Source organism: Desulfoluna spongiiphila (assembly GCF_900101345.1).
GTDB lineage: Bacteria > Desulfobacterota > Desulfobacteria > Desulfobacterales > Desulfolunaceae > Desulfoluna > Desulfoluna spongiiphila.
Genome location: NZ_FMUX01000009.1, coordinates 186556 through 210808 on the forward strand (window position 1 = coordinate 186556; position 24253 = coordinate 210808).

Sequence of the window (24253 nt, forward strand, 5' to 3'; positions counted from 1 at the left end):
GATTTACATGTGAATGAAACAGCATGCGCCCTTCCCTTCGTTTCTTGGTGCCGCTGCAAACTGCCAGAAAATCCAAGGCCATGTAAAAACACTCACCTTACCATGGCGGTTGTTCCACACACCAGGAAGCAGGCTCTTCCTGATGCATTGCCAGGTTAGGATTCGTCAGAAGGGGTCTGTTGGGGTGCCTCAGGCATCGGGTTGCGGCCAAAGCCGGCTCCCATGCCACCTCGGCATCGCCCTCCCCCGCCACCGCGTCCGCAACCGCCGCGACCACCCTGGCCACGACCGCCCTGACCGCGTCCCCCTTGAGCACCGGGGCCACCGAATCCGGCCCCTCCTCCCGTCTGCGGGTCCACTTGATTGTTACGTGAGCAAGGGCCGGTTCCCCAGCCGGTTTGCGGTCCTTGTCCCATGGGTCCTGTTCCATTACCTCGAGGCATGGCGTCCTCCTTTGCATTGATGTTGTCCTTTTCCGCGTCCGTCCCTCCTGCGTCGCCTCCTGCCGCAACCCGGCATCCGAAAATGTTCCGGTACCGTTCCGGTGTCGAGGCGTACCCCAATGAGGGTGTCCGCATCGCCTGCGAGAAAATCGTGGGTCACAATCCCCCCTGCCTCCAGCATCATCCGGACCGGCCTTGAGACAGCCCCGCAGATCAGCTCTGATACCCCGGCTGTCACCAGCCAGTGAATCTTTCCTGCCGGATCCTCCGGGACCCTCTCCATGGTCCGGCGCATGACACGGTCTTCATCCAGTTCCACAAGGAGCAGGGTGGTTCCCACGTCAAACACCGGCGCAATCCGATTCTGCCATACGCAGAGAGCGATTATCATCGCAGACCTCCTTTCATACCCGGAGAAAATGCATGAACGATGCCAAGACATGAGACTTCCGTTAACACGCTGATATATTGCACCATAAAGCAGACCTTTCCTCGACCGGCATGGTCTTTACCTGTTGCACTGCTGCGACAGTCCCTGTTGCAAGTGACGCATTCCTGCGACACGTAAGGCTGGTTATCATCATGGGGCATGGTTACAAACTGGTACATTTCGCCATGTCGATTTTGCCCTCCTGTCCCTCTTACCTTTTTTATCACCCGTGTCCTTCTTCCCCATACCTCGCCAGCTTCCGGATCAACGTGCTGCGATGGATACCAAGAATCTTGGCGGCTGCGGTGCGATTGCCGTCCGTACGTGAAAGGGCGTCGCGAATCATTCGGACCTCCGCGGCATCCCGTCCGGACACAAGCCCTTTTGGTTTTGTGCCCGACACACCCGGGGTCTCCATCAGGTATTCAGGCAAAATTTCATCACTCCCGGCCAGTACCACGGCCCGTTCTATACGGTTTTCAAGTTCCCGCACATTTCCGGGCCAATCGTGGGCCAGAAGCCGTTCCATGGCCACAGGGTGAATTCGCACCTCTTCATGCCCTGCAAGGCGACCGAAGCGCCTGGCAAACCGAATGGCCAAATCGGGAATATCTTCTTTTCTTTCCCGCAACGGGGGCAGATGGATCCGAATCACGTCCAGCCGCCACAACAGGTCCTCCCGAAATCGCCCTTTGCGAACCAGCGCAGGCAAATCCTGATGGGTGGCGGCAAGGAACCGGGCATTGGTGCTTTCGGTTCGCCCCGTCCCTAGCGGCTCGTAGGTTCGTTCTTGCAGAAGCCTCAACAACCTGACCTGAAAAGCCGATGAGACATCTCCGATCTCATCAAGGAACAGGGTGCCGCCCCCGGCTTGGCTGATACGCCCCTCCCGCCTCCGATCCGCGCCGGTAAAGGCCCCCTTCTCATGGCCGAAGAGTTCGTTCTCAATCAAGGTATCGGGAAATGCCGCGCAGTTGAGGGCAACAAAAGGGGCTGCTGCCCTTGGCCCCGCACTGTGAATGGCACGGGCCAGAACTTCCTTGCCCGTGCCCGATTCGCCGGTGATGAGCACCGTGCTCCGACTGGCGGCCACCTTGGGGAGCATGGCGAAAATTTCCTGCATTTTCGGGCTTCGGCTGGTGAGATCGCCAAATCGCCGCATGGCTTCCCGAATCCGATCTGTGCCCACCGACTCCCGAAGATCCCGGAAGGTTTCCGCAGCTCCCAGGACCTTGCCACCGGCGTCACGCAATATGGCTGTCGAGAGCCGCACCGGGACCCGTTCCCCGTCGGCATCCACAAACCACGCAGGAATATCCAGTAGCGATTTGCCCTTCTCCATGGTCTGCCTTAACGGGCAGGCCGACTGGCAGAGACTCGCCCGCAGTACCTCACAGCAGGGCCGCCCCAAGGCCTCCTCGCGATCCACGCCGGTAATCTCTTCTGCGGCGCGATTGAAACTGGTAATCCGCCACGCTTCATCCACGGTAAACACACCGTCGGAGATGCTCTCTAAAATGGCGGAGGTCATGGGATCTGTGGATTGTGGTAAGTTCATGGTGATGCCTTAATCGTTACAATTCTACGAATGCGATTCGCATGAAAGCATGCCCAACTCACGATGAGCACAACGTGCCGGTTATATAAGGCACGTACAAAGCGCCCCGGCCCAGCGGTTTTCTCTCATGGTTCGTGCATGGGGCCGGAACCCTTATGGTGAATACGTAAAAACCCGCTTCACACCGACTTCCCCAATAAAGCGCGACCAAACAAGGGAAGCCATTGGCTGCCCCTTGTTATGAGCATATACTCAAAAATATACACCTCTCACCCGTTTGACAAGAGAAAGAGGTGAAACCATATCGTTCGAAACACGTTGATAAAGGAAATGGTCGACAGGTTGGGGGTGTGCGGGTTTTTCTGCTGATAATGGGTAGCAGAGCAAAAAACGGGAAAGAGATGGCGCCGCGGCAAACCGGGTTCCGAAGATCTCAGGCGGTAAGTGGATAAAACAACTGCGGCGGTGAGCGGGTCTCGGTACCGGAGTCACGGTCGTGTTGAGGTGTTCCCCCTGATCCTTTTGGGGGTGTCACTTTCCAGCCTGGACAAACCCGGGAAAAACATCCGCAACCAGCGTTCAGCATCACCGGTTTTCCGATACGCCACCTGCCCCTTCCGCAGCTTTCGGCCCCAAAGCGTCCACAATGGCTCCGGCCAATGTTTTCAGGGCCAGCATGGCGTCGGACAAATCTGCGGACTCTTCCACTCTGTCCATAGAGCGAGACGGTACGGACGGGGATTGAGGTACGGCATCAGCAAGACGGTTCACGCGCGGGGACGGCTTGGGCTGAAGGCGCGGATTTGCCAGAAACGTCAAACGGCCCTGGCTGTTTCCCACCACGATATCTGGATCTGTATCTCCGTCCACGTCCAGAACGGCGGGCATGGAGGCGACGCCAACAGCCAGAGAGGCGAAGGGGCCATCTGCGGCTTCTCTGAGTTCAAAGGCCAGGGCACCACCGGCAGGTGTGGTGTTTTCTATCCAGCGAAGGCCCCCTCGAATCTCCCCGGACACCACATCCAGATCGCCGTCTCCATCCAGATCCAAAACCGCGGGACTGGAGTTGTCACCCACATCAATCCTGTAAAAAGGATTCAAGCTCCCCATCATTTCGGCGTAGTAGGAACTCCCTTCTTCAACAAGGAGGTTCCGGCAATAGCGAAAGGTCCCGGACCGATCCCCAAAAAGGAGGTCGAGGTCGCCGTCTCCGTCAAAATCCCCAAAAGCGGGAGTCCCCTGCCACTCGGACGAAATACCGGCAAAGGGGTTTTCTTCGTCCGGCACCATCTGGAAATCAGGAACCATGGAGGTGCCCTGGTTTTTCAAGCAGACCATCTGGTTCAGGTAGACCGGCGAGATACGATTGTCTATGGAACGAAAATCAAACCAGACAGCGTCAGCGTCCCCGTCGTTATCGATATCAGCAAGGGCCACACAAGGGGTGTCGCTCTCATAGGACATGGTGACCGCATCAAGGGGATTCCTGGCAATACCGGAAGAGGAATAGCCCGAAGCCGTTGATGCAAGGGCAATCATGCGCTTCCCATAAGCCCCCACATACAGCTCGTCCACGCCGTCTCCGTCCAAATCGGCCGCAACCGGCGCGAGGTTGCGCCCAATGTTCCGGCCCACAGACGACATGCCTGTCTTTTTAAATGGCTCCCAGGCAGCACGTGGCGCATCTCCCCCATTGGAGACGGAGGCCTCACCCGAAACCGTAAAGGAGAGAACCAGAAAGCATACAGCCATCATACAGGACAGGGCCCTGATGTGCCGAGGCCTGAAAAAAACCACGGGTATTGAAAAACCAAACTGCGGACACATACGCATCCCCTTCTGCAAAAGAAACACCCACGAAGGGAAAAGGGCCAGAAGCCCTTGAAACAAAACCACCGCGCGGAAAAAACACACCTGCGTCTTCATGGACAGCCACAAAAAAAGGCCCATCCCGTCAAGGATGAACCGTTGTCCTCCCGGGGCAACCCGGCCGTCTTGATGGATCAAGACCCGTGGCTTTCCGTCCCCGCCTCGCGACAGGTTTGGCTTGTTTCCCTTACTTCATTTATTAACCATTCCATAAGGCTCGTTGTGCATCGAAGCAATGCACTCATGCTTAAACCCTTACCACACCCCCACGAGCCAGACAAATTGTATTTCTCCCCCTTTGCCTATCGAAGGCATTTAAAATTAGACCTGTCATTGCAATCAGATAGAATGGCGTGTCCGTAAACCACGCGAGGAAGCCACGTGAACAACGTAAGGCATTTTTTCCCGGACAACTGGATCTACCTCAGCCTGCGCTCCTTGATGACGGACTGCGGGTTTCTTTTGAATACCTGCATCAAATGTCGGGAATCAATGCGGAGATGCCCTTCAATACTTGAACCGCAGCCCTGTACCAACACCCCAGTCATAGGGCTTGTCGCCGCCGATCCCCACAAGGCCATCCAGATACAGAGCAATATTTTTATTGATATGCTTGCCCAGCTGCAATTCTGCATTGGCCGGAATGGCTTCATCATTCTCCCAGTCAACGGGAACCTTGGCATCGAGCTTGATCCACATCTGTTTGGGCAAAGGCTTCAATGTGATCACGCGAAATGCCGTTGTGTTCACGTCTTCACCACTGTAACTCAGATACTGTTGCACCAGGGGAATCAACATCGTTCCCCCCTCAAATCCCAACGCAACGCCCCCGAACGGCCCGATCTGGTCGGACCCCGTACCAATGCCCTTGTCCAGATCGCCCAGGTCCACGATCCAGTCAAAACCCAGCGCTAAACGATACTTCACATTGCCCCAGACACCCTCCGAAGGGAAAAAAATACCCTTGACCAAGGCAGATTCAAAATCTTTCTCGCTGCTGCCGGTCACATTGGTCTCCCAGTAATGGAGTTCGTACTTGATCTTCACCTTTTCATGGGCCATGAACGCGCCGTCGATGGAGAAATCATTCACGTGCCCGCTGTCCAGATCCAGATACTGCCACCTGAGGTCGGTGTTCTTGACCTTTGCAAGGGGGTTACTGGCGTTTTCCCTTCTGCGCTGCTCTTCGGCAGCAACCAGTGCACTTGAAAAAAGCAATGCACACATAGAAACAAACACCACGAAGTATCGAAACACACGTCTTTTCATGGATATTCTCCCGCAAAAGTGTATGTGATGACAGCATGGGCCAAGGAAAAGCAGGTGCAGCCGGTTGTGGGTTTAGGCCTGTAAACATCTCCATAACCCGAACATTTCATAAGAAACGGACAAACCAACTGCGATAACGCATTATTACAGTTGGTTTACCTGAAAAAACCCTGATATTTCAAACAAATAAAATACAACTCACTGTTTTCTGCTCGCCCCATGAAATATCCGGGATAAGCCCGCAATGAAGAGAAAAATGACCATCAGGCAACGCCTTTCCTGTGTGCGGCAACGGCTGCTACCCACCTGAACCTGAGCAACCTTAAAAGCTGTCTGCCGCAGCTCTTTCCCCCTCACTTCTCGGGGTAAAGCGCTGCAGCATTCATGGCTGAGCTGTGCATTTATTTTAAGACTGGGCCCTAACACTCAGACAAGATCAAACCGATCCAAATTCATGACCTTGTCCCACGCCGCAACAAAATCGTTCAGAAACCTCTCCTGGGAGTCCCCGCACCCGTAAACCTCGGAAATGGCACGAAGCTGGGAGTTGGAGCCGAAGACGAGGTCCACGCGGGTACCGATCCACTTGAGATCACCGCTTGCCCGATCAACCCCCTCGAACACATCGGCGTCTTCGGAGGTTGGCTTCCACTCGATCCCCATGTCCAAAAGGTTTACGAAAAAATCGTTGGTAAGAACCTCCGGGCGATTGGTAAGAACGCCGTGCCGGGATTTGTCCACGTTGGCCCCCAGCACCCTGAGGCCGCCCATGAGCACCGTCATTTCAGGAGCGGTGAGCGTAAGCAGTTGGGCCCGATCCACCAGCAATTCTTCCGACCGTACGGAGAACCTGCCTTTTAGATAGTTGCGGAATCCGTCCGATGTGGGTTCGAGCACCGAAAACGAAGCCACATCGGTTTGCTCCTGTGAGGCGTCGGTTCGTCCCGGGGAAAAGGGAACGGTGATATCGTGACCGGCCTTCCGGGCCGCCTCCTCGATACCGACGCAGCCCCCCAGCACAATGATATCAGCCAGGGAAACCGTCTTACCTCCAGACTGGGCAAACCCTTGTTGTATGCCTTCAAGGGCTTGCAGCACGCGTCTCAGCTGAATGGGCTCGTTGACCGCCCAATCCTTTTGCGGTGCCAGGCGAATCCGGGCACCGTTGGCCCCTCCGCGTTTGTCAGAACCTCGAAACGTAGACGCAGAGGCCCAGGCGGTTGCCACCAATTCGGAGACCGACAGGCCCGAGGCAAGAATCTTTCCTTTGAGGGCCTCAATATCCCGGGCGTCCATGATCTCATGATCCGCGTGGGGTACCGGGTCTTGCCAGATGAGCTCCTCTGCAGGGACCTCCGCCCCCAGATAGCGGGAACGGGGCCCCATATCCCGGTGTGTCAACTTGAACCAGGCCCTGGCAAAGGCGTCGGCAAAGGCATCCGGATCCTTGTGGAACCGCCGGGCAATGGGCTCATAGACAGGGTCCATGCGAAGGGAAAGGTCGGCTGTTGTCATGATGGTCGTCACACGCTTCGAGGCATCATGGGCTGCTGGGGCCAGGTCCTCTTCATCGGGATTGGCCGGGACCCACTGCCAGGCACCGGCAGGGCTTTTGACCAGATTCCAGTCATACCCGAAAAGCATGTCGAAATACCCCATATCCCACTGGGTCGGTTTTGGGGTCCACGCACCCTCAATGCCACTGCTGATGGTGTCGTCACCGTGCCCGCTCTTGAACCGGCTCTTCCAGCCGAGGCCCTGTTCTTCGATGTCCGCGCCCTCGGGTTCCGGCCCCACATGGGTCGGGCTGCCCGCGCCGTGGCACTTACCGAAGGTGTGACCGCCCGCCACAAGGGCGACGGTCTCCTCATCGTTCATGGCCATGCGCGCAAAGGTCTCGCGCACGTCATGGCCGGAGGCCACCGCGTTGGGCTCCCCGTTGGGCCCTTCGGGATTGACGTAGATCAAGCCCATCTGCACGGCGGCAAGGGGGTTATCCAAATCCCGCTCACCGCTGTAGCGGGTATCGCCGAGCCACTCGGTCTCGGTCCCCCAGTAAATGTCCTCCTCAGGCTCCCACACATCCTCGCGCCCTCCGCCGAAACCGAAGGTCTTGAACCCCATGGACTCAAGTGCGCAGTTCCCAGCAAGAATCATGAGGTCCGCCCAGGAAATCTTACTGCCGTACTTCTGCTTGACAGGCCAGAGCAAACGCCGGGCCTTGTCCAGATTCACGTTGTCCGGCCAGCTGTTCACCGGTGCCAGGCGCTGATTGCCGGTTCCTGCTCCGCCACGGCCGTCACCTGTCCGGTAGGTGCCTGCACTGTGCCAGGCCATGCGGATGAAAAGCCCGCCATAATGGCCGTAATCCGCGGGCCACCACGGCTTGGAGTCGGTCATCAGGGCGTACAGATCCTTCTTCACGGCCGGAAGGTCCAGTGCCTTAAACGCCTCGGCGTAGTTGAACGCTTCGCCCATGGGGTTGACCATGTGAGAGTTTTGATGAAGCATTTTCAGGTTCAGCTGATTGGGCCACCAATCCTTGTTGGACGTACCTCTGCCTGCAGCGGGGCTGCCTGTTTTACCCGTCACCGGGCACTTGCTGGCTTCGCTCATGGGCCTTCTCCTTTCGGGCTGTTGGTTGCAAACATATATTGGGTGGTTGACACATCCCGCATTATCATTTGGAAAAAACAGTCGAAGCGTCGATGGCCATCTATTTTTACGCTACGCTTCATTCAACAGAGCGTCATAAATTCAACCTTCTCAGAAGTTAGGCGAACAGTTCTTGCGGTCCATGCCGACTGTTGTCGATCCATAACGTGTGCATCCCAGTGGATGAGGGGTAGAAGAGATTCAGGAGGCCTCGCCTCCTCAGCGGGAGCGCAGTAAGCGGGAAGCGTTTTTTAGTGCGAAAAAAATATGGTAAGCATGCCCGAGTGAACCGGAGGCGATCACACGGTATAACCATGAATGGTATGGCTGTAAGGGGCAACGGATACCCATGGGCCTGAGAGGACGGGCATACGCCTTTTCACCGGGCACACGCCACGCAGCCATGAAGGCATAGTATCATATTGATATCTGGTGATAAATCATTTTAAGAGAGAAGAAAAGGCCGGGTAATAAGCTCCTGCCGTTGCCATCCCCTCCGCCCCGTGTTCTCAAACGTTCCGAACCATCGTGCCTCAGCAGCATTGCATCAACCCACAGACGAAACGCTCTAACCCGGATATGTCATGAGAAAACAATCAGACCACAACAATAACAATGTCATTACAGAATATTACTGAGACAAGTTTTAATCGTTTCAAAAATACAAAATGTAATTCACCATTTTATACTCGGTTTCTTCACCCTTCGGGCGAGCCGAGTGCACCCAGACTCAAGTCATCAGAGCTGCAGATGTAGCGGTAGGTGTCAAGATAGTTGTCACCCAAAATGACATTTAAGCAGCGAGCTTGTCACAGCCCTTTTCGAGCGGTTTTTTGGCTTTTGCAGGGTTGAGCTTAACCTCACCGATAGGTTCCCAGTTACGTGTCTTGATAGGCCACCTTTCTGGCGTTCTGTTTTTAGCCTTCAAGTAGACCTCGTTTCGTGCGGCAAGGATCGCCTCTTGGCGGCCATAATGACGGTCATCGGGGGTGACATAACGAATGGCACTGTGAAGGTGCTCCGTGTTATACCACGCCGTAAAATCGTCTACCCATTTTTGTGCATGTTCCAGCGATTCAAAGGGCTTTACAGGATAGCCGGGGCGATATTTCATCGTCCGAAACAGCGATTCAGAGTACGGATTGTCATCGCTGACACCGGGCCTTGAGAATGATGGCATAACGCCAAGTTGCTGTAATGTGGCCAGCATTGTTATTCCCTTCATCGGGCCGCCGTTGTCTGAATGGAGTACCAAGGTATCTGGTTGGATCCCATAGGCCATACAACTTTGGCGGATGAGGCGTGCACTAAGCTCCATGCTTTCACTTTCATGGACACGTGCGGTAATAATTTTACGACTCCAAACATCAATAACCATGTAAAGATAAAAGAACATTCCGCGGGTCTGAGACGGCATATACGTGATATCCCAGCTCCAGACTTGGCATGGGCCAGTCGCCACAAATTCCTTGGGACGTACCTGGTTCGCAGGTTTTGATGGTTCACGATGATGGACCATATCGTGTTCTCTGAGGACCCTGTAAAATGTGGTCTCAGAGGCGATATATTTTCCTCGATCAGCTAATAAGGGAACGATCTGCTTGGGCGACAGATCACTAAAATCCTTGCTTGTTGCAACATCTATGATTTGTCGCTTTTCTTGGAGGGTGAGCTTGTTCGCTGGTTCCCGCATCGGGCCGTTGCGATGATCGTCACCGCCACCTTGATGCTTCCATCGGATAAGGGTTCGGGCGCTGAGACCAATGGTTTTTGCCGCTCTTTTAAGCCGGGCACCATTGGCCACAGCCTCATTGATCAAGGCCAGAATTAGTCGTCGTTCTTCTTGGTTATGCTGTCGTCCTCGTCCCCCCAAATTTGATGGACTTTTTTTTAAGAACCAACAAAGCGGCTGTTTCGGCAAGGGCTTTGTCTTTTCGCCTCAGCTCTTTTTCAAGAGCCTTGATTTTTTTGGCATCTCCGGTCTTGATCTTCATTTTTGAGGGCTTGGAAGGACCCTTATGAAAAGACTCAAGCATCTGTATACGCCACTGCTCGAGATGGGTTTCATGCAGGCCTTTTTTCCGCAGAAAAGCCCCGAGTTCCTCGGGATCGAGCTTCTCGGCTTCAACAATAAGCTTGAATTTTTCTTCTGGGCTCAAGTCCTGTGGACGACGTTTTTTGCGAGGGGGAGTTTCCAATTTTATCCCTTTGTTCTTTGAGCTATTTACAGCTTCTCTAAGCCATTTTGAGAGTGTGCTTTGGGCAACATCGACCTCACGTGATAATGCGCCAGCCGAGATAGCGTTCGTTCCGGTCATCCTTCGGATCATTTTGTCTTTGAACATTTGTGAATATTGCATGTCAACCTTCAACACCCCCAAAAATCAATTTGGTGACAACTCAGAGGTGACAACTATCCTGACACAGGGGGGTAGTGGTTTACCTCAAAGCTCTGATAACGCAGAAGATGGGTGCACTCGATTCGTGAAATATCCGGGCTAATGCAAAGGACGATTTGAATGACGAATTGTATTGATTTTCAATTTAAATTAATCTAATTTTTTAATGATAAGCATACTGATATGACCCTTTATGGATAAGCCAAATTGTGTTCGTTCCTTCCCTGCCTGCATCACACTGTGTGGCGATATTTCATTCCGATACTCATTCTATTTGCACAGCCTGGAATCCCCCGCCATCGATTATATACCTGTGTTTATCACCAAGAAATTAAAAGCTTATCGGCAAACAGTGCATTTCAAGCCAGGCCGACGGCGATCCGTCTGGTCCTGAGCGTAACAGACCTTCAAAACATAAGGGGGGTGGTACCCGATTGGGTTACGACGACGTCATATTTTTGAACCCGGAATTTCAAACAAGGAGAATCACTATGTCTCTATTCAAGTTAACTCGCCTTGAATGTAAGCAAACCAGCGGTTCAGGACAATCAGATGACGATGTCTACCTGAATGTTCAGGTCGACAATGGCAAATTAAAAAAGAAAGTCTGGGGCGGCTCACACGGTGAAAACATTGAACAAGGCGACACAAAAGCCATAAACCTTGTCTATGACGTAAAAGATAAGCTGAGAGTTGACCTGTGGGAGTGGGACGCAAACTCATCCAACGACCTCCTCGGGTCTGCAATGATTTATGCCGATTCCCATTCAGGACAATGTGCCCTGGTAAACCCCGATGAAAATGATGAATACGTACTGTACTTTGAGAAACTATAACAGATCTCTTGGTGGTACCGTCGTGCGGTTCTCCTTCACCTATTTCGGCAGACTGAATGAATTTTTGAAAGGGCATGGGACCGGCCATACAACAGGTTGGATAATGAAATAAAAAACCCCGCTGCCTTCAAAGGCAACGGGGTTTTTGCTAATTCAACACTTATTACGATGTACAAAAAGGGGGAATCTGACCGACACATCCGGCGAACGTAAGGCCTGACCCCAACACCTTTATTCTGTTAACTTTTACTGGATGCCAAAACGTTTTTGTTTATCAAATAAACGGCTTCATTTACCTTATCGATATCAACGGTAACATTTTCGATAACACTGCGCTTAAACGACAATCCCCATAAGGTGTCGCCGCCGTTCTGGACATTCAGCGCCATCTCTTGCTTCAGCACGTATATTGCGGCAAGTACTGCAGCAATAACCAGTGAGGCAATGGCCGCACCCGCACCAGCTTCCACAGACAAAGAAACGCCACCGAACAAAACAGCAATGATGGCAAAAAATAATGCCTTGGGCTTTTGAAAGCCTCCGATCACTCCGGTCATAGCAACCAATGGAATGTTGATGGTTTGCCTTCCGAAGAAACTGGACTGAGTGACTTCAACCCTTTCGTCATTGCATTTGATTTCAGTGGTAGGATCAATCTTCATCAAAGATAACAAGAAGGCCACAACACCACCCTGACGACCGATAACATGCAAGCAATCTTCGCCGTTTTTAGCCTCATTGTTCAGGTGAAATTTCTTCAACACCAGTGCGCCCATCATTCCCTCCTTTTAAAACAATTCACAACCTCAACAACCGTAGCAATAAGGACACAGAACCCAACAAGTTCCTTAGGAATCCACATTCCTTGCCCTGCCAAACCACACTCAACAAAGCACCATATGCATAATCTTAACTTTTCATCAACAAGAATTGAGTCAAAACGAAAAAGCCCCGGCAATTGCCGGGGATAGTATACTTTCATAAACACAAATTACCTTTTACTATTTGGCAAGCCTCTCATTCAAATCTGACGGGGAGATAATAATAAACGACCGCCCCTCTTTGAGATTGCGGGGCATGGTCTACAGTTGCGCCATCGCCCGTGTCAGTACACTCCATACAATTTCCATATGCTCCTCTATCCCTTATGACCCAAACTCCAAGGGGCCTATTTTACGTTATTACCCACGGCCTGAAGCTGAGCCACCGCCACCGCCTTCTGAACTGCCATGATGCCCTCCGGCCAGGATGACCATGGCCGCCTGGCCACATACGCCCAGCCTCAAGGTGCCGAGATGGTCACCCTGAAATGCCCGGTCCTTAATCACATCGCCGTGCTCAATCATCTGCTGCATCACTCATCTCTCCTCATGTCTAAAAGGGTTATGGCCTTGCTATACAGGGCGAAGGCCTGCTTGCCCAAATCCACAGCCCCCCGAAACTATACGGGAGCTGTACGGAAAAGGCTGTATGACAAACATTTTGAGTCCCACCCCAGACCATTTAGGCAAAAAAAGGGCCTCTCGACTTGATCGAGAGGCCCTTCATAAAACCTTAAAAACATAATTCTTTTTATGGTACCCGGAACGAGAATCGAACTCGTACAGACTTACGTCCGAGGGATTTTAAGTCTCTTTAACAAAGTTGTATTATCAGGTAGTTGTACCCAACTGTAATAAAACTGTAAAAAAAAGAGCCCAAAGAAATGGGCGAAAAGGTTTATGACCTGCCTTTCCTCGTGGCATATCTGCAGGTTTTTGGGTCATGAATTCCCCTGGTTCCGAACAAGGATCTTGAGGATGTGAGCATCCCCCATAACTGTGAAAGCTGTGAGAATCGAAACGGAGTCATCTCTGCACTGACGAACCAACCATGACTATCTTATCAACAGATAGTCAACCCACCTCTCAATACCAACACCCCCACCCCTCGCTTGTTTATTAACTGACCATACATGTGCCGCAAGGCAGTAGAGGAACAAGCGTCATGAACAACATGCGGATAGGCATCAGCATTGATTGTCCGACAGCATTTAATTTCACAATTATTTTTTGCCCGAACCCTTACATGCTGCTCTGTAATTGCGAACCCGTACAGGTCGCATTTTTTTGTTTTCTCCATTCTACCAATTAAACCGAAGCACACCCGATATAGATATCTCTTCAAAATCCTTTATATTCAGAGTGATGCATAAATTTAAATATCGGACAGAATACGACGCCATCAATAACTTTATGTAGGGCCTATGATATTTCTAACGAAAAAAATTACTGCATAAAACTTGAATATGGCGACCGCACCAATATTTCAAAGGCATCAAACCACCATAATATAGCCATATATTTACAATTTGAGCTAAGGCCAACCATACATAACAAATAATATATAAACGCCTGAGATCGCTGCTATAGTTAATATACCATGTCGAGTAACAATTAATTATTAATAATTTCTACGCTTGAAATCAATGATAGAATGCCTTATATATCGCACTTCTCAATTGTGAAATATTAGTTACTGACCTGAAGGATATATAATGGAACTCTCTCATGGTAAGTCTGATTTTTTTAATTTTTTAAGATGGATTTCTGCCCTGGTTGTTGTCATTGGCCACTGTTGCATGTTTAAAAGGCTTCTACATCCTGACAATCAGGAAGGCATTTCAAGCATCTATACTTATATCGCATCTCATGCACATTCTGCTGTAATGATTTTTTTTGTATTAAGCGGATATCTTGTAGCTTATTCTGTCTCTGTAAAGAAAGCCACAAAGAGTTATAATATAAAAGATTACTTTTTAGATAGATGGTCAAGGATTTACTCGGTTTTATTGATTGCAATATTGTTTACCTTGCTTCTTGATTTTATAGGCGCAAAATATAGCCCCGATTATTTGAACCCTGAATATGTCCCTCAGGATCGTTGGGGAATAAGATTGTTCGCAAATCTTATATGTTTACAAGGAATTCAGGGATTTAGAATTCAAATGGGGACAAACCCGGCTTTATGGTCTATTGGGTACGAGTTTGTTTATTACATTTTGTTCGGATTGATATCATTTAGGCATGATATATTTAAAAACAACAAACAGTTTTTTTTATGTGTGTCTGGTATTTTATTGGCGGTTGGATTTAAAATGACCAGCTACTATTTTATATGGTTAATTGGTGTGTTTGCATTTTATATATCTAAAAAAATTAATATAAAAATATCTTATTTAAATCTAACACTGTTCCTGGCTGGTTTTTTGATTTTAAACCATTTTGTTGTTTATAAAAATGTATTTCAATTAAACGAGTTCTGGAGAGACTTTACATTGGCTACATATTTGGGCGCAATATTGATTTTTGATATTGAAAGCATTGGAAAAAGATATATCTGTAAATTCAATCGGTTTATGGCGGAATTTAGTTATTCATTGTATGCTTTTCATCTTCCAATTATATTTTTTTATTATTCAGTAATGGTCAAATCGTTCAATTGTACTTCCAATCAATGGGTATCGGGGCTCATATTATCTACTGTATGTTTACTATTTGCTCGTTTGTCTTATCACTTCACTGAAACACAGCAAAAGAAATACAGAGCACTTGGAGAGCATTTAATTAGGAACGTACAAAAATTAAGTTACATAGTTCGACACAGTATGAGAACAGCGCAACACCGTGGGAACGCATGATAAAATTATTGTATAATTATATTTAACCACCATCTCTGCTGGTGCAATCCCCATAAGCTCTGCTGATCAAGCAATGTAAACTTTCTTTCCAAGGGCTCTGAAGGGACAGCTTAGGAAGGACGTTCTAATGAAAAATTACAAGAACCTATCGCAAGCAAAAAACCTACTATGTTGCTAAACTCGGATTGGGCAACAGGCACCCCCCACAGTAAAACTGGGGGGGGGTATGGATTATTAACCGTTCAAAACTGAATCGCAAGCTTCCTCTTTGATAACGGTTTTTATGCAACCCCCGGAATCGTCTCCGTAAAAGAGCTTAGTGGTGTCTGGGTTCATAGACTTTCCTTCATTTCGCCCGTCACCACTCCCCCGCCATCTGTTCGCCATCGACTGCAAACCCTTGCAAACTGTGCAACCCGCCAAAACCATCGGAACCCCAGTATCAAAAGGCTTTACCACACCTGTTGCACCCACCCCTTAATTGCAAAAAAACGCTCCAAAACTGTCGCAGGTGAGGTGTGGAGGAGTGAAATTTTTCCCGGGTCTGGGATTTTTCCCGGATGACGGGGCTTTGGGCAGTTTCCCGCCGGCGCTAAAAAAACGGCACAGGGATTTTGCCTGTGCCGTGGGCTGAGAAGCCCGTTGTTATTGGGGGATCACGGATTCGGGGTGTGGTGGAAGGAGTGGTGTCGGCGGCTGAGTCAGCCGCCGGTTTGCGTTTTAGCCCTGGATGGAGTCGATGTCGGATTTTGCAACGCCCACGGTGGTGGCCTTGGCTGCCACCGTGCCGGCTGCAGAAGACTGGCCCACCCCGGGGTGGGTGTGGCTGGCCAGGGCGGCCAAGGCATCCTTGATGGCGCCCAGGGCGCTGGTCAGGGTGGGCAGGAGAGAGACACCACCCGGGGCCCCGATGGTGATGGCCGGGGCGGCCAGGGTCACGGCGGCGGCATTGATGGCCTTGGGGCCGGTGACGGTTTCGGTGGAGGATCCGCCCACGGTCTCGGCATGGGTGCCGGAGACGGTGACCGTCTTCTCCCCGGATGATTCGGTGCGGGGCCCGCTTGCGGTATCGTCCACGGTCTGGGCCTGAAGCTTGCGCAGGGCCGTGGCCACCTCCTCGATGTTCCGGGCGGCGTCCAGGATGTCCTGGTCTGTTTTCCGCTCCCAGTTGCCTGCGGCATCGTGGAGCTGGTGAACACCCAGGCGCTGTTGCCAGAGTCCGGAGCCATCCGGCACCCCTGGCATGGAGATCCCCATGGTGTAGACGTGCTGGATCACCGGGTGATCGGGGCGGCCCTCGACCCACCGCACGGTGACGATGGTTCCGGGACGGGGCCAAAGAAAAAGCCCGGCGTCGGGCCCTGCTGCCGGCACAGGAAGGGGCACGGCTTCGAATCGGGGGAAGTTCGGGGCGGGCTCGCCCTCGGGGGTCAGGATCTCGATGTCCGCCGCCCAGTAGGGCCGGAACCGATCACAGGTCGCCCCGGCCACGGGCGGGTCGGAGATCTTCACCACCCGGGCGTACCGGTCCAGGTGATAGCCTCCGGAGAGCTCCGGGAACATCCGGAGCACTATGCGTCTAATCGCTTCGCGCATGTCACCACCATAAAGTGTTCTTTGAGTTGCAGGCTTGTGATGTACTGCCCGTTCATCTGCACCCCGGGCCGCAGGCCGGGGACGGCTTGAAGGGTCTTGGTACCGTCCAGCTGGACGTCCTGGAAGAAGGTCTCCGGCACGGTGAAGGGCTTGTTCGCCCACCGGCTGTCCTCCCAGGCGCCCACGAAGACCTGGCCATCGCCCTGCTGCTGCCAGATGTAGTTGGGAATGGCAAACACAGCGCCCATGGAATCCAGGCCATGGATGCCGTTGGCGATGGTCTGGAAAGCAGGGCACGGGGTGTCCGCATAAGCCGCCTCCGGAACCACGAAGGAGAGCCCGGTTTTCCGGGCGTAGACGCCCAGCACGTCCCGCAAGGAGGCGTTCCGGATCGACACGGGCAAGGAGCCCCACAACACCGCCGAGAGCTCCCGGCAAAAAAGGCGCTGCTGCCTGGCGTCCACCGTGTGGCTTCGAACCACAAACCCGGTGAAAAACGCCACCGGGTCCTTCCGGGCATCGCCCATGGCCATCTCCACGATGCCTGAAAGGGGCTTGTCGCTGATCACCGTGAAGTCGGCCCGGCCCGGCGTGGAGATATCCAGGCTCACGTGCTCCCGAACCAGGGGCACCGGTTCCCCGGCCACCATCACTATCTTTTCCAGCTTCACGTCAAGGCCTCCGCGTTTTCCAAAACAGCATCAAAAGAATCCGCCCCGCGCCCGTTCCTCCATGAGGACTGAAGCTTAACCGGCTTGCGCACCTCCACCCGCTCCGGGTTGCTCTTGCACTCCCGAAGGGTAAAGGAGACTTTCCACATCTGAAGCCCCCCTGCCTCCTCCCAGTTCACATGCTCGGCAAACTGCACCTGGCGGATCCCCACGGCATTGGCCGTGGGGTGCGTGATGGTCCAAACCTTCCGGGCGCCCTCTTTGTTTATGGTCTCGGCGGTCTGAATCAATCCCCCCAGGTCCGCGGCCTGGGTAAAGGGGATCTGAAGCGACACCCGCAGGATCTTGGGCTTTGTCCCCTTCTCCACAGCATCGGTCCCCGATGTCTCGCCGGCGATATCCTCCGTGCGAAACTCCAGGTTCCCCTTCACCACCAGGTTCTTACCCGGCACTTTGAAATCATCCAGTTGCATCATAATCCAAACACCTTTTTACAATATGGTTCAGCCACGTAATCCCTATCGCTATTGCGCCGGTGCCAATGGCCAGGGGATTGGATTGACCACTTCGGCCAGCTGGCTCGGCAGATCGCGCAGCGCCTGCCGATAGAATTCCCACTCTGTTTTTTTTTCAGCATCCATTGGAAAGTCCGGCATCATCCTGTAATCACATGCGGTCAGTTTTGAATCCCGCTGGGGTCTCACCACACTCTCCAGCCACAAAGCAAAATCAACCGCCCAATCCGTCCCGTTCCATTTGGAGTTCGACAGCGGTTCCTTTTCCGTCCATGCAGGATCTAGCTCAATTCCGATATCATTGATTTCATGACGCGTTTGTGTCGCCGTGTCAAAATAGACCTCTTTGCGGTGATCTGGTTTTACAACCCACAAGCCATTTTCCAGGACCGCTACTTCATGATCGCCTGTTTCAGGAGGCGGTTGCAGGGATGACGTCTGCGGATTGTACAACCAGCATTCATCGGTATTATGAGTTTCCGGTCTCCACATTGGATTTTGCCTGGCTGCAGAATTCCGTCCTTGTAAATATTCACCTGTCATGTGGTGGGCATTGTATAGTATAACCATTAGTAAAAAATACCTCCCCACTTATATCTATTTATAGGCCTGGTTTCTGATCCGCCCGATGTCCCCCATACTGACCCTGCAAACCATGGTTGACCGATATTTCCATTGCCGACTGTGAGCACACCTAAATTGGCTACAGCTCCAGCACCATAGACCATCCCACTGTTTGTTCCACCTGACCCAAGACTATTGGTGATATAATGTCGATGGTCTTCGAATATAGCACCTTGACCTGTACCGACATTATCTCCTTTTGTGCCATCACCTCTATCTGTCCTACCTGCTGTATCAGGGTCAATACCAGCCCCATGATCCCAAATACGCTCAAAAAGGCCCCGGTCATCCGGCAAACTGAAATGATCTCCATCGATCGCTCCGTACATGGTCGATATTTTCTCGAAAAGCTCCGGGTAATCGGCCCGCAACAAACTGGCACCGTTGCGCTCCAGCATCCTGCGCCGGGTCATCTCGGCATTCGTGGGCACGTATGACAAATTGATATCGTCTCCCGGCTCGTGGAATGACACCCTCGTATCCCCAATACTTACGTTGCCTGCAATGGCCACATTCCCCTGGTCGTCCTTCTCCACAACCTTTTTTTTAAGAGCCTCCAGATCAGCCCGATAATCAAACTGCCACGTCTCCGCCGAAATACTCACACCAGTGAGTGCCTGCGCATCCTGAAACTGCATCATCACGTTGCGGGTAATATTATTGCCCGTGGTATTACTCGCCAGATCCGTTTTTCGCTTGGGCGTCTCCGGTGTTGTGGTCACAGAGATCACATTCCCCGTGACGGCCTCCACCGTCCCGATCCAGTTAAACGAAAAATCCCCCACATCGGAGCCCAGGATCATGGAGTAAACCACCTGGTCCGGATTCACGTAGCCCTTGAACTCCGCCGGGATCTGATAGGTATGAACCACGTGGGCCGGGTCTGGCATCTGCTGGTTGCGGTCCACGGGTTGGGATGGGTCCAGGCCGGGGACCAGGGCAAGCACCATGCGATCGATGACGAGGGGGTTCTCCTCGCCCCGTAGCTGGTTGATGCGTGTCTGGCCCAGGGCGGTGATTGCACTGCTCATGGTTCCTCCAATATGGCTGTTTCGGTCAGGTGATCGTTCGAAAATTCCACCACCTGGATCTCCATGGGGATGGTGGTGATGATCTTCCATTCGTAGCGACGGCAGGTTCTGCCGTAGTGTTGGATCAGGGTTGAAAGAAGGCTTTCGTTTTGGGCCAGCTGGTTGTCGGAAAGGCGGATGGCCACCACGTCCCAGTCGCGGCCCGGCATGCGCTCTTCCAGCTCCACGTAGCCCACGCCCAGGCGCTCGAAAATCTGTTTAAAGCCCTCCACGCTTCCGGCGTCCCGGGCGTTGGCGTAGGCGTATCGGACGCGCAGGCGGAAGAGGTCCAGGGGCTCGCCCTTGAAGCGGGTGATGTCGCGTTGCCAGGCGATGAGCTCCAGCACGGCCTCACGGCAGGTCATGGGGTCCAGTTGCTTCAGGGGCCAGAGGGCCCACTCGCCCAGGCGGGTGAACCAGCGGTGGGCGGCGGCGGCCAGCTTGGCCACCTGGCCCTTGTTCATCCAGACAGGCAGGTCAAAGGCGGGTAGCTCGGTCATCAGGCCACCTCCGTGTTGATGGTGAGGGAGGAGATCGTGGGGATCTCCATGGCGCTCACGATGTCCCCCAGGCTGAAAGAGACGGATTTGAGGTCCGGAAGCTGCTGGTGGAGCTCATAGGCCAGGGTGGAAAAGGAGAACCGGGAAAAGGGCATGGTCCGGGTAATTTTGGAAAAATCCTGGTTCTCGCGAAAGGCGAACCGCACCCGGTCCGACACGGCCTGATTCAGGGCGGCGATTCTCTCTCCGGAGAGAACCCCGTCGTGGTACACGGTCACCACCAATTCCCCGGGTTTCTCCGGCATGGGGAAGCACAGCATATCGTCCCCATGGCCGTGGTGGCCCTGGTCCCGGATGTAGGTGTTGATGCCGTCCACAAAGGACTGGGACGGCTGGCCGGAGTCGATCATCACGAAGGCGTTGGCGCTCCCCGGGCCCCTGGGGGCGTCGTGTTCGAACCAGACGAAGTCGGGCTGGATACCGGCAAACAGGGAGATATCCGCCCGGTATGCGGCGTCGTGGTGGTACTGGCCCACGGCGGAGAACTGATTGCGGCACCGCAGCCGGAGAGAGTCGTCGGACTCGGCATCGGCCCCGGCGATGGTGATCCACTCCGCTTCGTTGGTGACGGAGGCAATCCCGGAGACAGGCTCCGGCAGCACGGTGAAATACCCCGGCCCAAGGTTGTGGGCCGTGCCGGGGATCTCCGCCTCCACCGGCACCTGGGCCGAGATCACCCCGTCTGCGATGATCACCTCTTGCGTGGTGCGCACCCGGTAGATTTTCTTGTTGATGGGCGGCGTGGCCACCAGGATCCCGGCCTCCACCGTCACCTCCCCGTCCGCGGCCTCCCGGGTAAAAAGGAGAAAACCCCGGGTGGTCGCGGCTTTTTTTCTCTCCAGGTCCACGGCCCAGGCCAGCAGCTCCAGCCAGGCCCCGGTGGCGTCCTTCAGGAAGAAGTTGGGAAGCACCTGGGTTGCCAGGAGCTGCACCAGCCACATGGCCGGTTTGGTGGCGATGGCCGTGATCAGCCGCCAGAAGGGGGCCCACTCCGAGTCGTTGGCGATACCCACCTCCTCCTCGGCGTTGATGGCCCGCCACTCGGTTTCCATGGCCTCCTGGGAGACGGGGATCCCCGCGTCCACCAGCATCTGCTCGTATACGTCCGTCATCACACCTCCAGTGAAAAGCCGATGGGGCCAAAGTCCATGGTCTCGGCCCTCAGATAGAATTCCCCGGGTTTCACCTCATCGATGGCGGCGGAGCCCGGCACGATGCGCACATCGTTATCCACGGCCAGGGTGATCATCATCTTGGTGCGATCCACCAGCCCCCGGTTGCGGTTGCCCACCAGAGGCGGTAAAAAGCCCTCTTCCCGGATCATGTGGACCAGGTCCTGGGCGATGACGTCCCGGTCCGTGATGGTGACCGGGTTGCCCCCGGCGTCCAAAACCAGGTCGTCGTCTTCAATCAACAGGTCAAGATACATTGCCATTTACGATGCCATCACCAGCTGGCTGGTGACCTCCTGTGCGTTGATGGGCCTGGATGTGACGATCTTCCCCACATGCACGGTCTGAGACGAGGTTGTGCTGGTGCTGGAGACGGCCGTGGCAATGGATTGAGACACGCCCCCCGCCGGCACCGCCGCCTGCCTGGGCGCCTCCAGGGAAGGCGACGTCTTCGGCGCTTCGGCCACGGGCTCGTCCCCCACCCCGGGTATCCAGGAGAATTTTCCTTTCACCCAATCCCAGGCATCCCCCAGCTTGGCAAAGCCCCCCATCACCCAATCGATGCCCCCCATGATGGCCTTGCCCCAGGATGAGTCCATGAAGGCGGCCTTCAGGTCGTCCCAGTAGTAGATGGCGGCGGCAATGGCCCCGGTGAGAAGCACGACGCCCCCGACAATCAGCAGCACCGGGTTTGCCCACATGGCGGCGTTCAATCCAAACATGGACACGGTCCCTGTTCCCATCACCGCATTCCAGAGGGCCATCCCGCCGGCGGCGACCTTGGTAATGACATTCCACCCCAGCATGGCGGCCTTGCCGAGGATGGACTGCTTGGTAAAAAGCCCCATCACCAAAGCGCCGGTTTTGGTTGCAATGGTCCAGCCGAACATCGCGATACGCCCTATCACCGACTCTTTGGTAAATAGCTTTTTGGTCCAGGTCGCGATGGTCGTCGCATTCGAGTAGCCCCTGGTCGCCATGGTGGCCACACCGCCAACAACGACAAAGGCTGCCACAGCCGCAGAAAGAGCCGTCACACCTATCGCCGCAATACCGATAACCCGGGTAAAGATCGGGTGCTCCTGGGTCCACCGATACATGGTCCCCGCCCCTTGGGCCATGGTCTCCACCACGGGGATCAGCACGGGCAACAGGGCCTGGCCCAGGCCGATGCGAAGGGCCTGAGTCCCCTGGCTCAACCGTTGAAAGGGATCCACCATGGCATCGGCCATGGTCATGGCTTTTTCCATGCCCTTCACCTTACCCAGGGCCGAAATATCGCCCCCGAGTTTTTCCACTTTGGGCATCAGCAGGTTGATCAAGTCCACGGCCTGCTCCGACCCAAAGGCGTCTTTTAAGATGGCAAACTGAGCGTCCGTGCCTAAGTCACCGATCTTTCCTTGAAGCGATTCGAGGATGGTGGTCATGGGTCGCATCTTGCCTGCGGAGTTGAAAAAGGAGAGCCCCAACTTTTCCTGCGCTTGGACAGCTCCGCCGATAAAAGCGGCGTATTTCGTAGCAGACTCCCCGCCGGACATGGTGGCTTGCAGGTTACCCATGATGGCCATCTGCTCATTTAACGAGACGCCCATGGTGGTTGCGGCGGCCCCCAGCCCGCTAAATCCATCTGCCATTTTTGAACCCGTGGTCTTGAACATCTGCACCGCCGTGGCCGTCTGCCCGGTGAGCTGCTCCACCCAGTCCGCCTTGCCCATGGCGTTGGCGGAGTCGGCGAAGATCCCGTACATGGTGCCCATGTAATCGGTGATGGTTGCGGCGTCGGATTTCGTCCCCTTGGCAAGGATGTTGGAAGCGTTGGTGAAGGAGGAAAGCTCCTCTCCGGAGAGCCCGGCAATGGCCGACTGGATGTCGTAAGACGACGACACAAAGTCCTTTGCCGATTCCCCGTACTTCACGGAGAAAGCGATGGCCTTGTCCGCCAGCATGTCCAGGGAGTCCTGGGCAACGTCCAGGCTTCGCACCTCGCCGATGGCCATGTTGAACTCATTGGCCGGCGCGGTCAGGGCCGACACCGCGTAGCCGGCTGCGGCCACCCCGGCGGCCCCGCCCGCCACCTTGCTGAAGGTGTCCGTCACCCCTTCCAGGGAATTTTTGATTTTTCCCGCCGGGCCGGTCACCTTGTCCATCAGGTCGATGGTGAACATCAGTTTTTGAAGCTGGCTTGCCATGCATCACCTTCCGTTGAACGCCATGGCCACGCCTGCGGCAGTGGCCATTCGCTGTTTTTCCCAATAGTCCTTTTCCAGGAAGAGCGCCTCCCCCATGGCCCTGGGCGTCACCTCACGCCCCGGGAACCACTTGTGGGAGAAGGCCGTCATCTGGGACAGAGCGGAGTTCTCTATCCCGGCGGCAATCCGTTCTACTCCCCCACCGCCACCTCGATGGCGGGCACCACCTTGTTGATCAGGTGGGTGCCGATGGCCATCACGTGGGTGGGGTTCTCCAGGAAGGGCTTCAGGGCCTCTTTGCTCTCGGGGGCGACACAGCGCACCAAGAAGTTATGGGTGGGCTCCACCTTTTCGTTGGGCTGCATCTCGTTGATCAGGCGCTCATGGTGGGCGGGGGTGACGTCGAAATCAATGGCGGTGCCGTCGATGGTCAGGGTAATTTTTTTGCTCATGGGTCGTTCTCCTTACGTTATTTATGAATTTTCTCTGACAGCTCCAGCCGTTCCATAAATCGCTGTTCGAATCGGCTGAAGATCTCCTGTAAGTCCTGCTTGCTGGTGTAGTTTTCCGCGACAAACAGCTTGAACTCTACCAGCGCCAATTTTTCATTGGATTCGCGAGAACGGATTGAGTCCAGGCATCGAAACAGGTAAACGTTCCAGGCCAGCACCGCAGGCCACACATAACGAGCTATGAACTCAAAGGTCTCGCTAACCAT

Annotated in this window: 23 protein-coding genes and 1 riboswitch; of the genes, 3 read left to right on the forward strand and 20 right to left on the reverse strand. The window is 53.9% G+C overall.

Going from position 1 to position 24253, the window contains the following annotated elements; genetic code table 11:
• Positions 1 to 179 precede the first annotated feature (179 nt).
• Entirely contained in the window at positions 180 to 374 is a 195-nt protein-coding gene (locus BLQ12_RS27460) for a hypothetical protein (protein WP_175469775.1), read from the forward strand.
• 55 nt (positions 375 to 429) lie between these two features.
• On the opposite strand, the gene BLQ12_RS13700 is transcribed toward BLQ12_RS27460, so the two are convergent.
• The 6 genes from BLQ12_RS13700 to BLQ12_RS13725 form a co-directional block, all read right to left on the reverse strand.
• Positions 430 to 834 (reverse strand): NifB/NifX family molybdenum-iron cluster-binding protein, encoded by a 405-nt coding sequence (locus tag BLQ12_RS13700; RefSeq protein ID WP_092211227.1) that lies wholly within the window; start codon positions 832 to 834, stop codon positions 430 to 432.
• Positions 835 to 1096: 262 nt separating this feature from the next.
• Positions 1097 to 2431: a sigma-54 interaction domain-containing protein gene (locus BLQ12_RS13705; RefSeq protein ID WP_092211228.1), complete on the reverse strand. Its 1335-nt coding sequence runs from the start codon at positions 2429 to 2431 to the stop codon at positions 1097 to 1099.
• Between the two features lie 585 nt (positions 2432 to 3016).
• On the reverse strand, positions 3017 to 4186 hold the full coding sequence (locus tag BLQ12_RS27040; protein ID WP_175469777.1) for an FG-GAP repeat domain-containing protein: 1170 nt from the start codon (positions 4184 to 4186) through the stop codon (positions 3017 to 3019).
• 222 nt (positions 4187 to 4408) lie between these two features.
• Positions 4409 to 4488, reverse strand: a riboswitch (cyclic di-GMP riboswitch).
• Between the two features lie 319 nt (positions 4489 to 4807).
• Positions 4808 to 5569, reverse strand: a complete 762-nt coding sequence (locus BLQ12_RS13715) for a hypothetical protein (RefSeq protein ID WP_092211229.1) — start codon at positions 5567 to 5569, stop codon at positions 4808 to 4810.
• A 426-nt stretch (positions 5570 to 5995) separates the two neighbouring features.
• Positions 5996 to 8185 (reverse strand): catalase/peroxidase HPI, encoded by a 2190-nt coding sequence (katG, locus tag BLQ12_RS13720; protein WP_092211230.1) that lies wholly within the window; start codon positions 8183 to 8185, stop codon positions 5996 to 5998.
• 832 nt (positions 8186 to 9017) lie between these two features.
• Positions 9018 to 10584, reverse strand: a protein-coding gene (locus BLQ12_RS13725) for an IS3 family transposase (protein ID WP_092211283.1) whose coding sequence is annotated in 2 segments (ribosomal slippage) — positions 9018 to 10107 and positions 10106 to 10584 — 1569 coding nt in all. Because the reading frame shifts where the segments join, the coding sequence is not laid out codon by codon here.
• A gap of 530 nt (positions 10585 to 11114) precedes the next feature.
• Between BLQ12_RS13725 and BLQ12_RS13730 the strand changes: the two genes are divergently transcribed.
• The gene (locus BLQ12_RS13730) at positions 11115 to 11459 is read left to right on the forward strand and encodes a C2 domain-containing protein (protein ID WP_092211231.1); all 345 of its coding nucleotides are present in this window, start codon (positions 11115 to 11117) and stop codon (positions 11457 to 11459) included.
• Between the two features lie 239 nt (positions 11460 to 11698).
• Here BLQ12_RS13730 and BLQ12_RS13735 read toward each other — a convergent pair whose 3' ends face one another.
• Both BLQ12_RS13735 and BLQ12_RS27465 read right to left on the reverse strand, forming a co-directional pair.
• Positions 11699 to 12238 carry a hypothetical protein gene (locus tag BLQ12_RS13735; protein ID WP_139163983.1) on the reverse strand — a complete coding sequence of 180 codons (540 nt, stop codon included), beginning with the start codon at positions 12236 to 12238 and terminating at the stop codon, positions 11699 to 11701.
• Between the two features lie 402 nt (positions 12239 to 12640).
• Positions 12641 to 12814, reverse strand: a complete 174-nt coding sequence (locus BLQ12_RS27465; RefSeq protein WP_175469779.1) for a hypothetical protein — start codon at positions 12812 to 12814, stop codon at positions 12641 to 12643.
• Between the two features lie 1181 nt (positions 12815 to 13995).
• Between BLQ12_RS27465 and BLQ12_RS13740 the strand changes: the two genes are divergently transcribed.
• The gene (locus BLQ12_RS13740; protein WP_092211233.1) at positions 13996 to 15138 is read left to right on the forward strand and encodes an acyltransferase family protein; all 1143 of its coding nucleotides are present in this window, start codon (positions 13996 to 13998) and stop codon (positions 15136 to 15138) included.
• A 720-nt stretch (positions 15139 to 15858) separates the two neighbouring features.
• Here the strand turns inward: BLQ12_RS13740 and BLQ12_RS13745 are convergent.
• The 12 genes from BLQ12_RS13745 to BLQ12_RS13795 are packed head-to-tail and all read right to left on the reverse strand — an operon-like array spanning position 15859 to position 24253.
• Entirely contained in the window at positions 15859 to 16734 is an 876-nt protein-coding gene (locus BLQ12_RS13745; protein WP_092211234.1) for a hypothetical protein, read from the reverse strand.
• Positions 16710 to 17405: a hypothetical protein gene (locus tag BLQ12_RS13750; RefSeq protein ID WP_092211235.1), complete on the reverse strand. Its 696-nt coding sequence runs from the start codon at positions 17403 to 17405 to the stop codon at positions 16710 to 16712. Before BLQ12_RS13750 ends, BLQ12_RS13745 begins: the two co-directional genes overlap by 25 nt.
• Positions 17402 to 17881 carry a baseplate complex protein gene (locus tag BLQ12_RS13755; RefSeq protein ID WP_092211236.1) on the reverse strand — a complete coding sequence of 160 codons (480 nt, stop codon included), beginning with the start codon at positions 17879 to 17881 and terminating at the stop codon, positions 17402 to 17404. The genes BLQ12_RS13750 and BLQ12_RS13755 overlap by 4 nt, the downstream gene beginning before the upstream one ends.
• A gap of 48 nt (positions 17882 to 17929) precedes the next feature.
• Positions 17930 to 18490: a tail fiber assembly protein gene (locus BLQ12_RS13760; RefSeq protein WP_092211237.1), complete on the reverse strand. Its 561-nt coding sequence runs from the start codon at positions 18488 to 18490 to the stop codon at positions 17930 to 17932.
• The gene (locus tag BLQ12_RS13765) at positions 18490 to 19575 is read right to left on the reverse strand and encodes a phage tail-collar fiber domain-containing protein (protein WP_175469781.1); all 1086 of its coding nucleotides are present in this window, start codon (positions 19573 to 19575) and stop codon (positions 18490 to 18492) included. Before BLQ12_RS13765 ends, BLQ12_RS13760 begins: the two co-directional genes overlap by 1 nt.
• Entirely contained in the window at positions 19572 to 20114 is a 543-nt protein-coding gene (locus tag BLQ12_RS13770; protein WP_092211239.1) for a phage tail protein, read from the reverse strand. The genes BLQ12_RS13765 and BLQ12_RS13770 overlap by 4 nt, the downstream gene beginning before the upstream one ends.
• Entirely contained in the window at positions 20114 to 21286 is a 1173-nt protein-coding gene (locus BLQ12_RS13775; RefSeq protein ID WP_092211240.1) for a baseplate J/gp47 family protein, read from the reverse strand. The genes BLQ12_RS13770 and BLQ12_RS13775 overlap by 1 nt, the downstream gene beginning before the upstream one ends.
• Positions 21286 to 21609, reverse strand: a complete 324-nt coding sequence (locus BLQ12_RS13780; RefSeq protein ID WP_092211241.1) for a DUF2590 family protein — start codon at positions 21607 to 21609, stop codon at positions 21286 to 21288. The genes BLQ12_RS13775 and BLQ12_RS13780 overlap by 1 nt, the downstream gene beginning before the upstream one ends.
• On the reverse strand, positions 21610 to 23535 hold the full coding sequence (locus BLQ12_RS13785; protein ID WP_092211242.1) for a phage tail tape measure protein: 1926 nt from the start codon (positions 23533 to 23535) through the stop codon (positions 21610 to 21612).
• Positions 23536 to 23538: 3 nt separating this feature from the next.
• Positions 23539 to 23685 (reverse strand): DUF6890 family protein, encoded by a 147-nt coding sequence (locus tag BLQ12_RS27470; RefSeq protein WP_175469783.1) that lies wholly within the window; start codon positions 23683 to 23685, stop codon positions 23539 to 23541.
• 41 nt (positions 23686 to 23726) lie between these two features.
• On the reverse strand, positions 23727 to 23987 hold the full coding sequence (locus BLQ12_RS13790; protein WP_092211243.1) for a putative phage tail assembly chaperone: 261 nt from the start codon (positions 23985 to 23987) through the stop codon (positions 23727 to 23729).
• A 17-nt stretch (positions 23988 to 24004) separates the two neighbouring features.
• Positions 24005 to 24253, reverse strand: coding sequence for a hypothetical protein (locus tag BLQ12_RS13795; protein ID WP_092211244.1), 249 nt, complete (start codon positions 24251 to 24253; stop codon positions 24005 to 24007).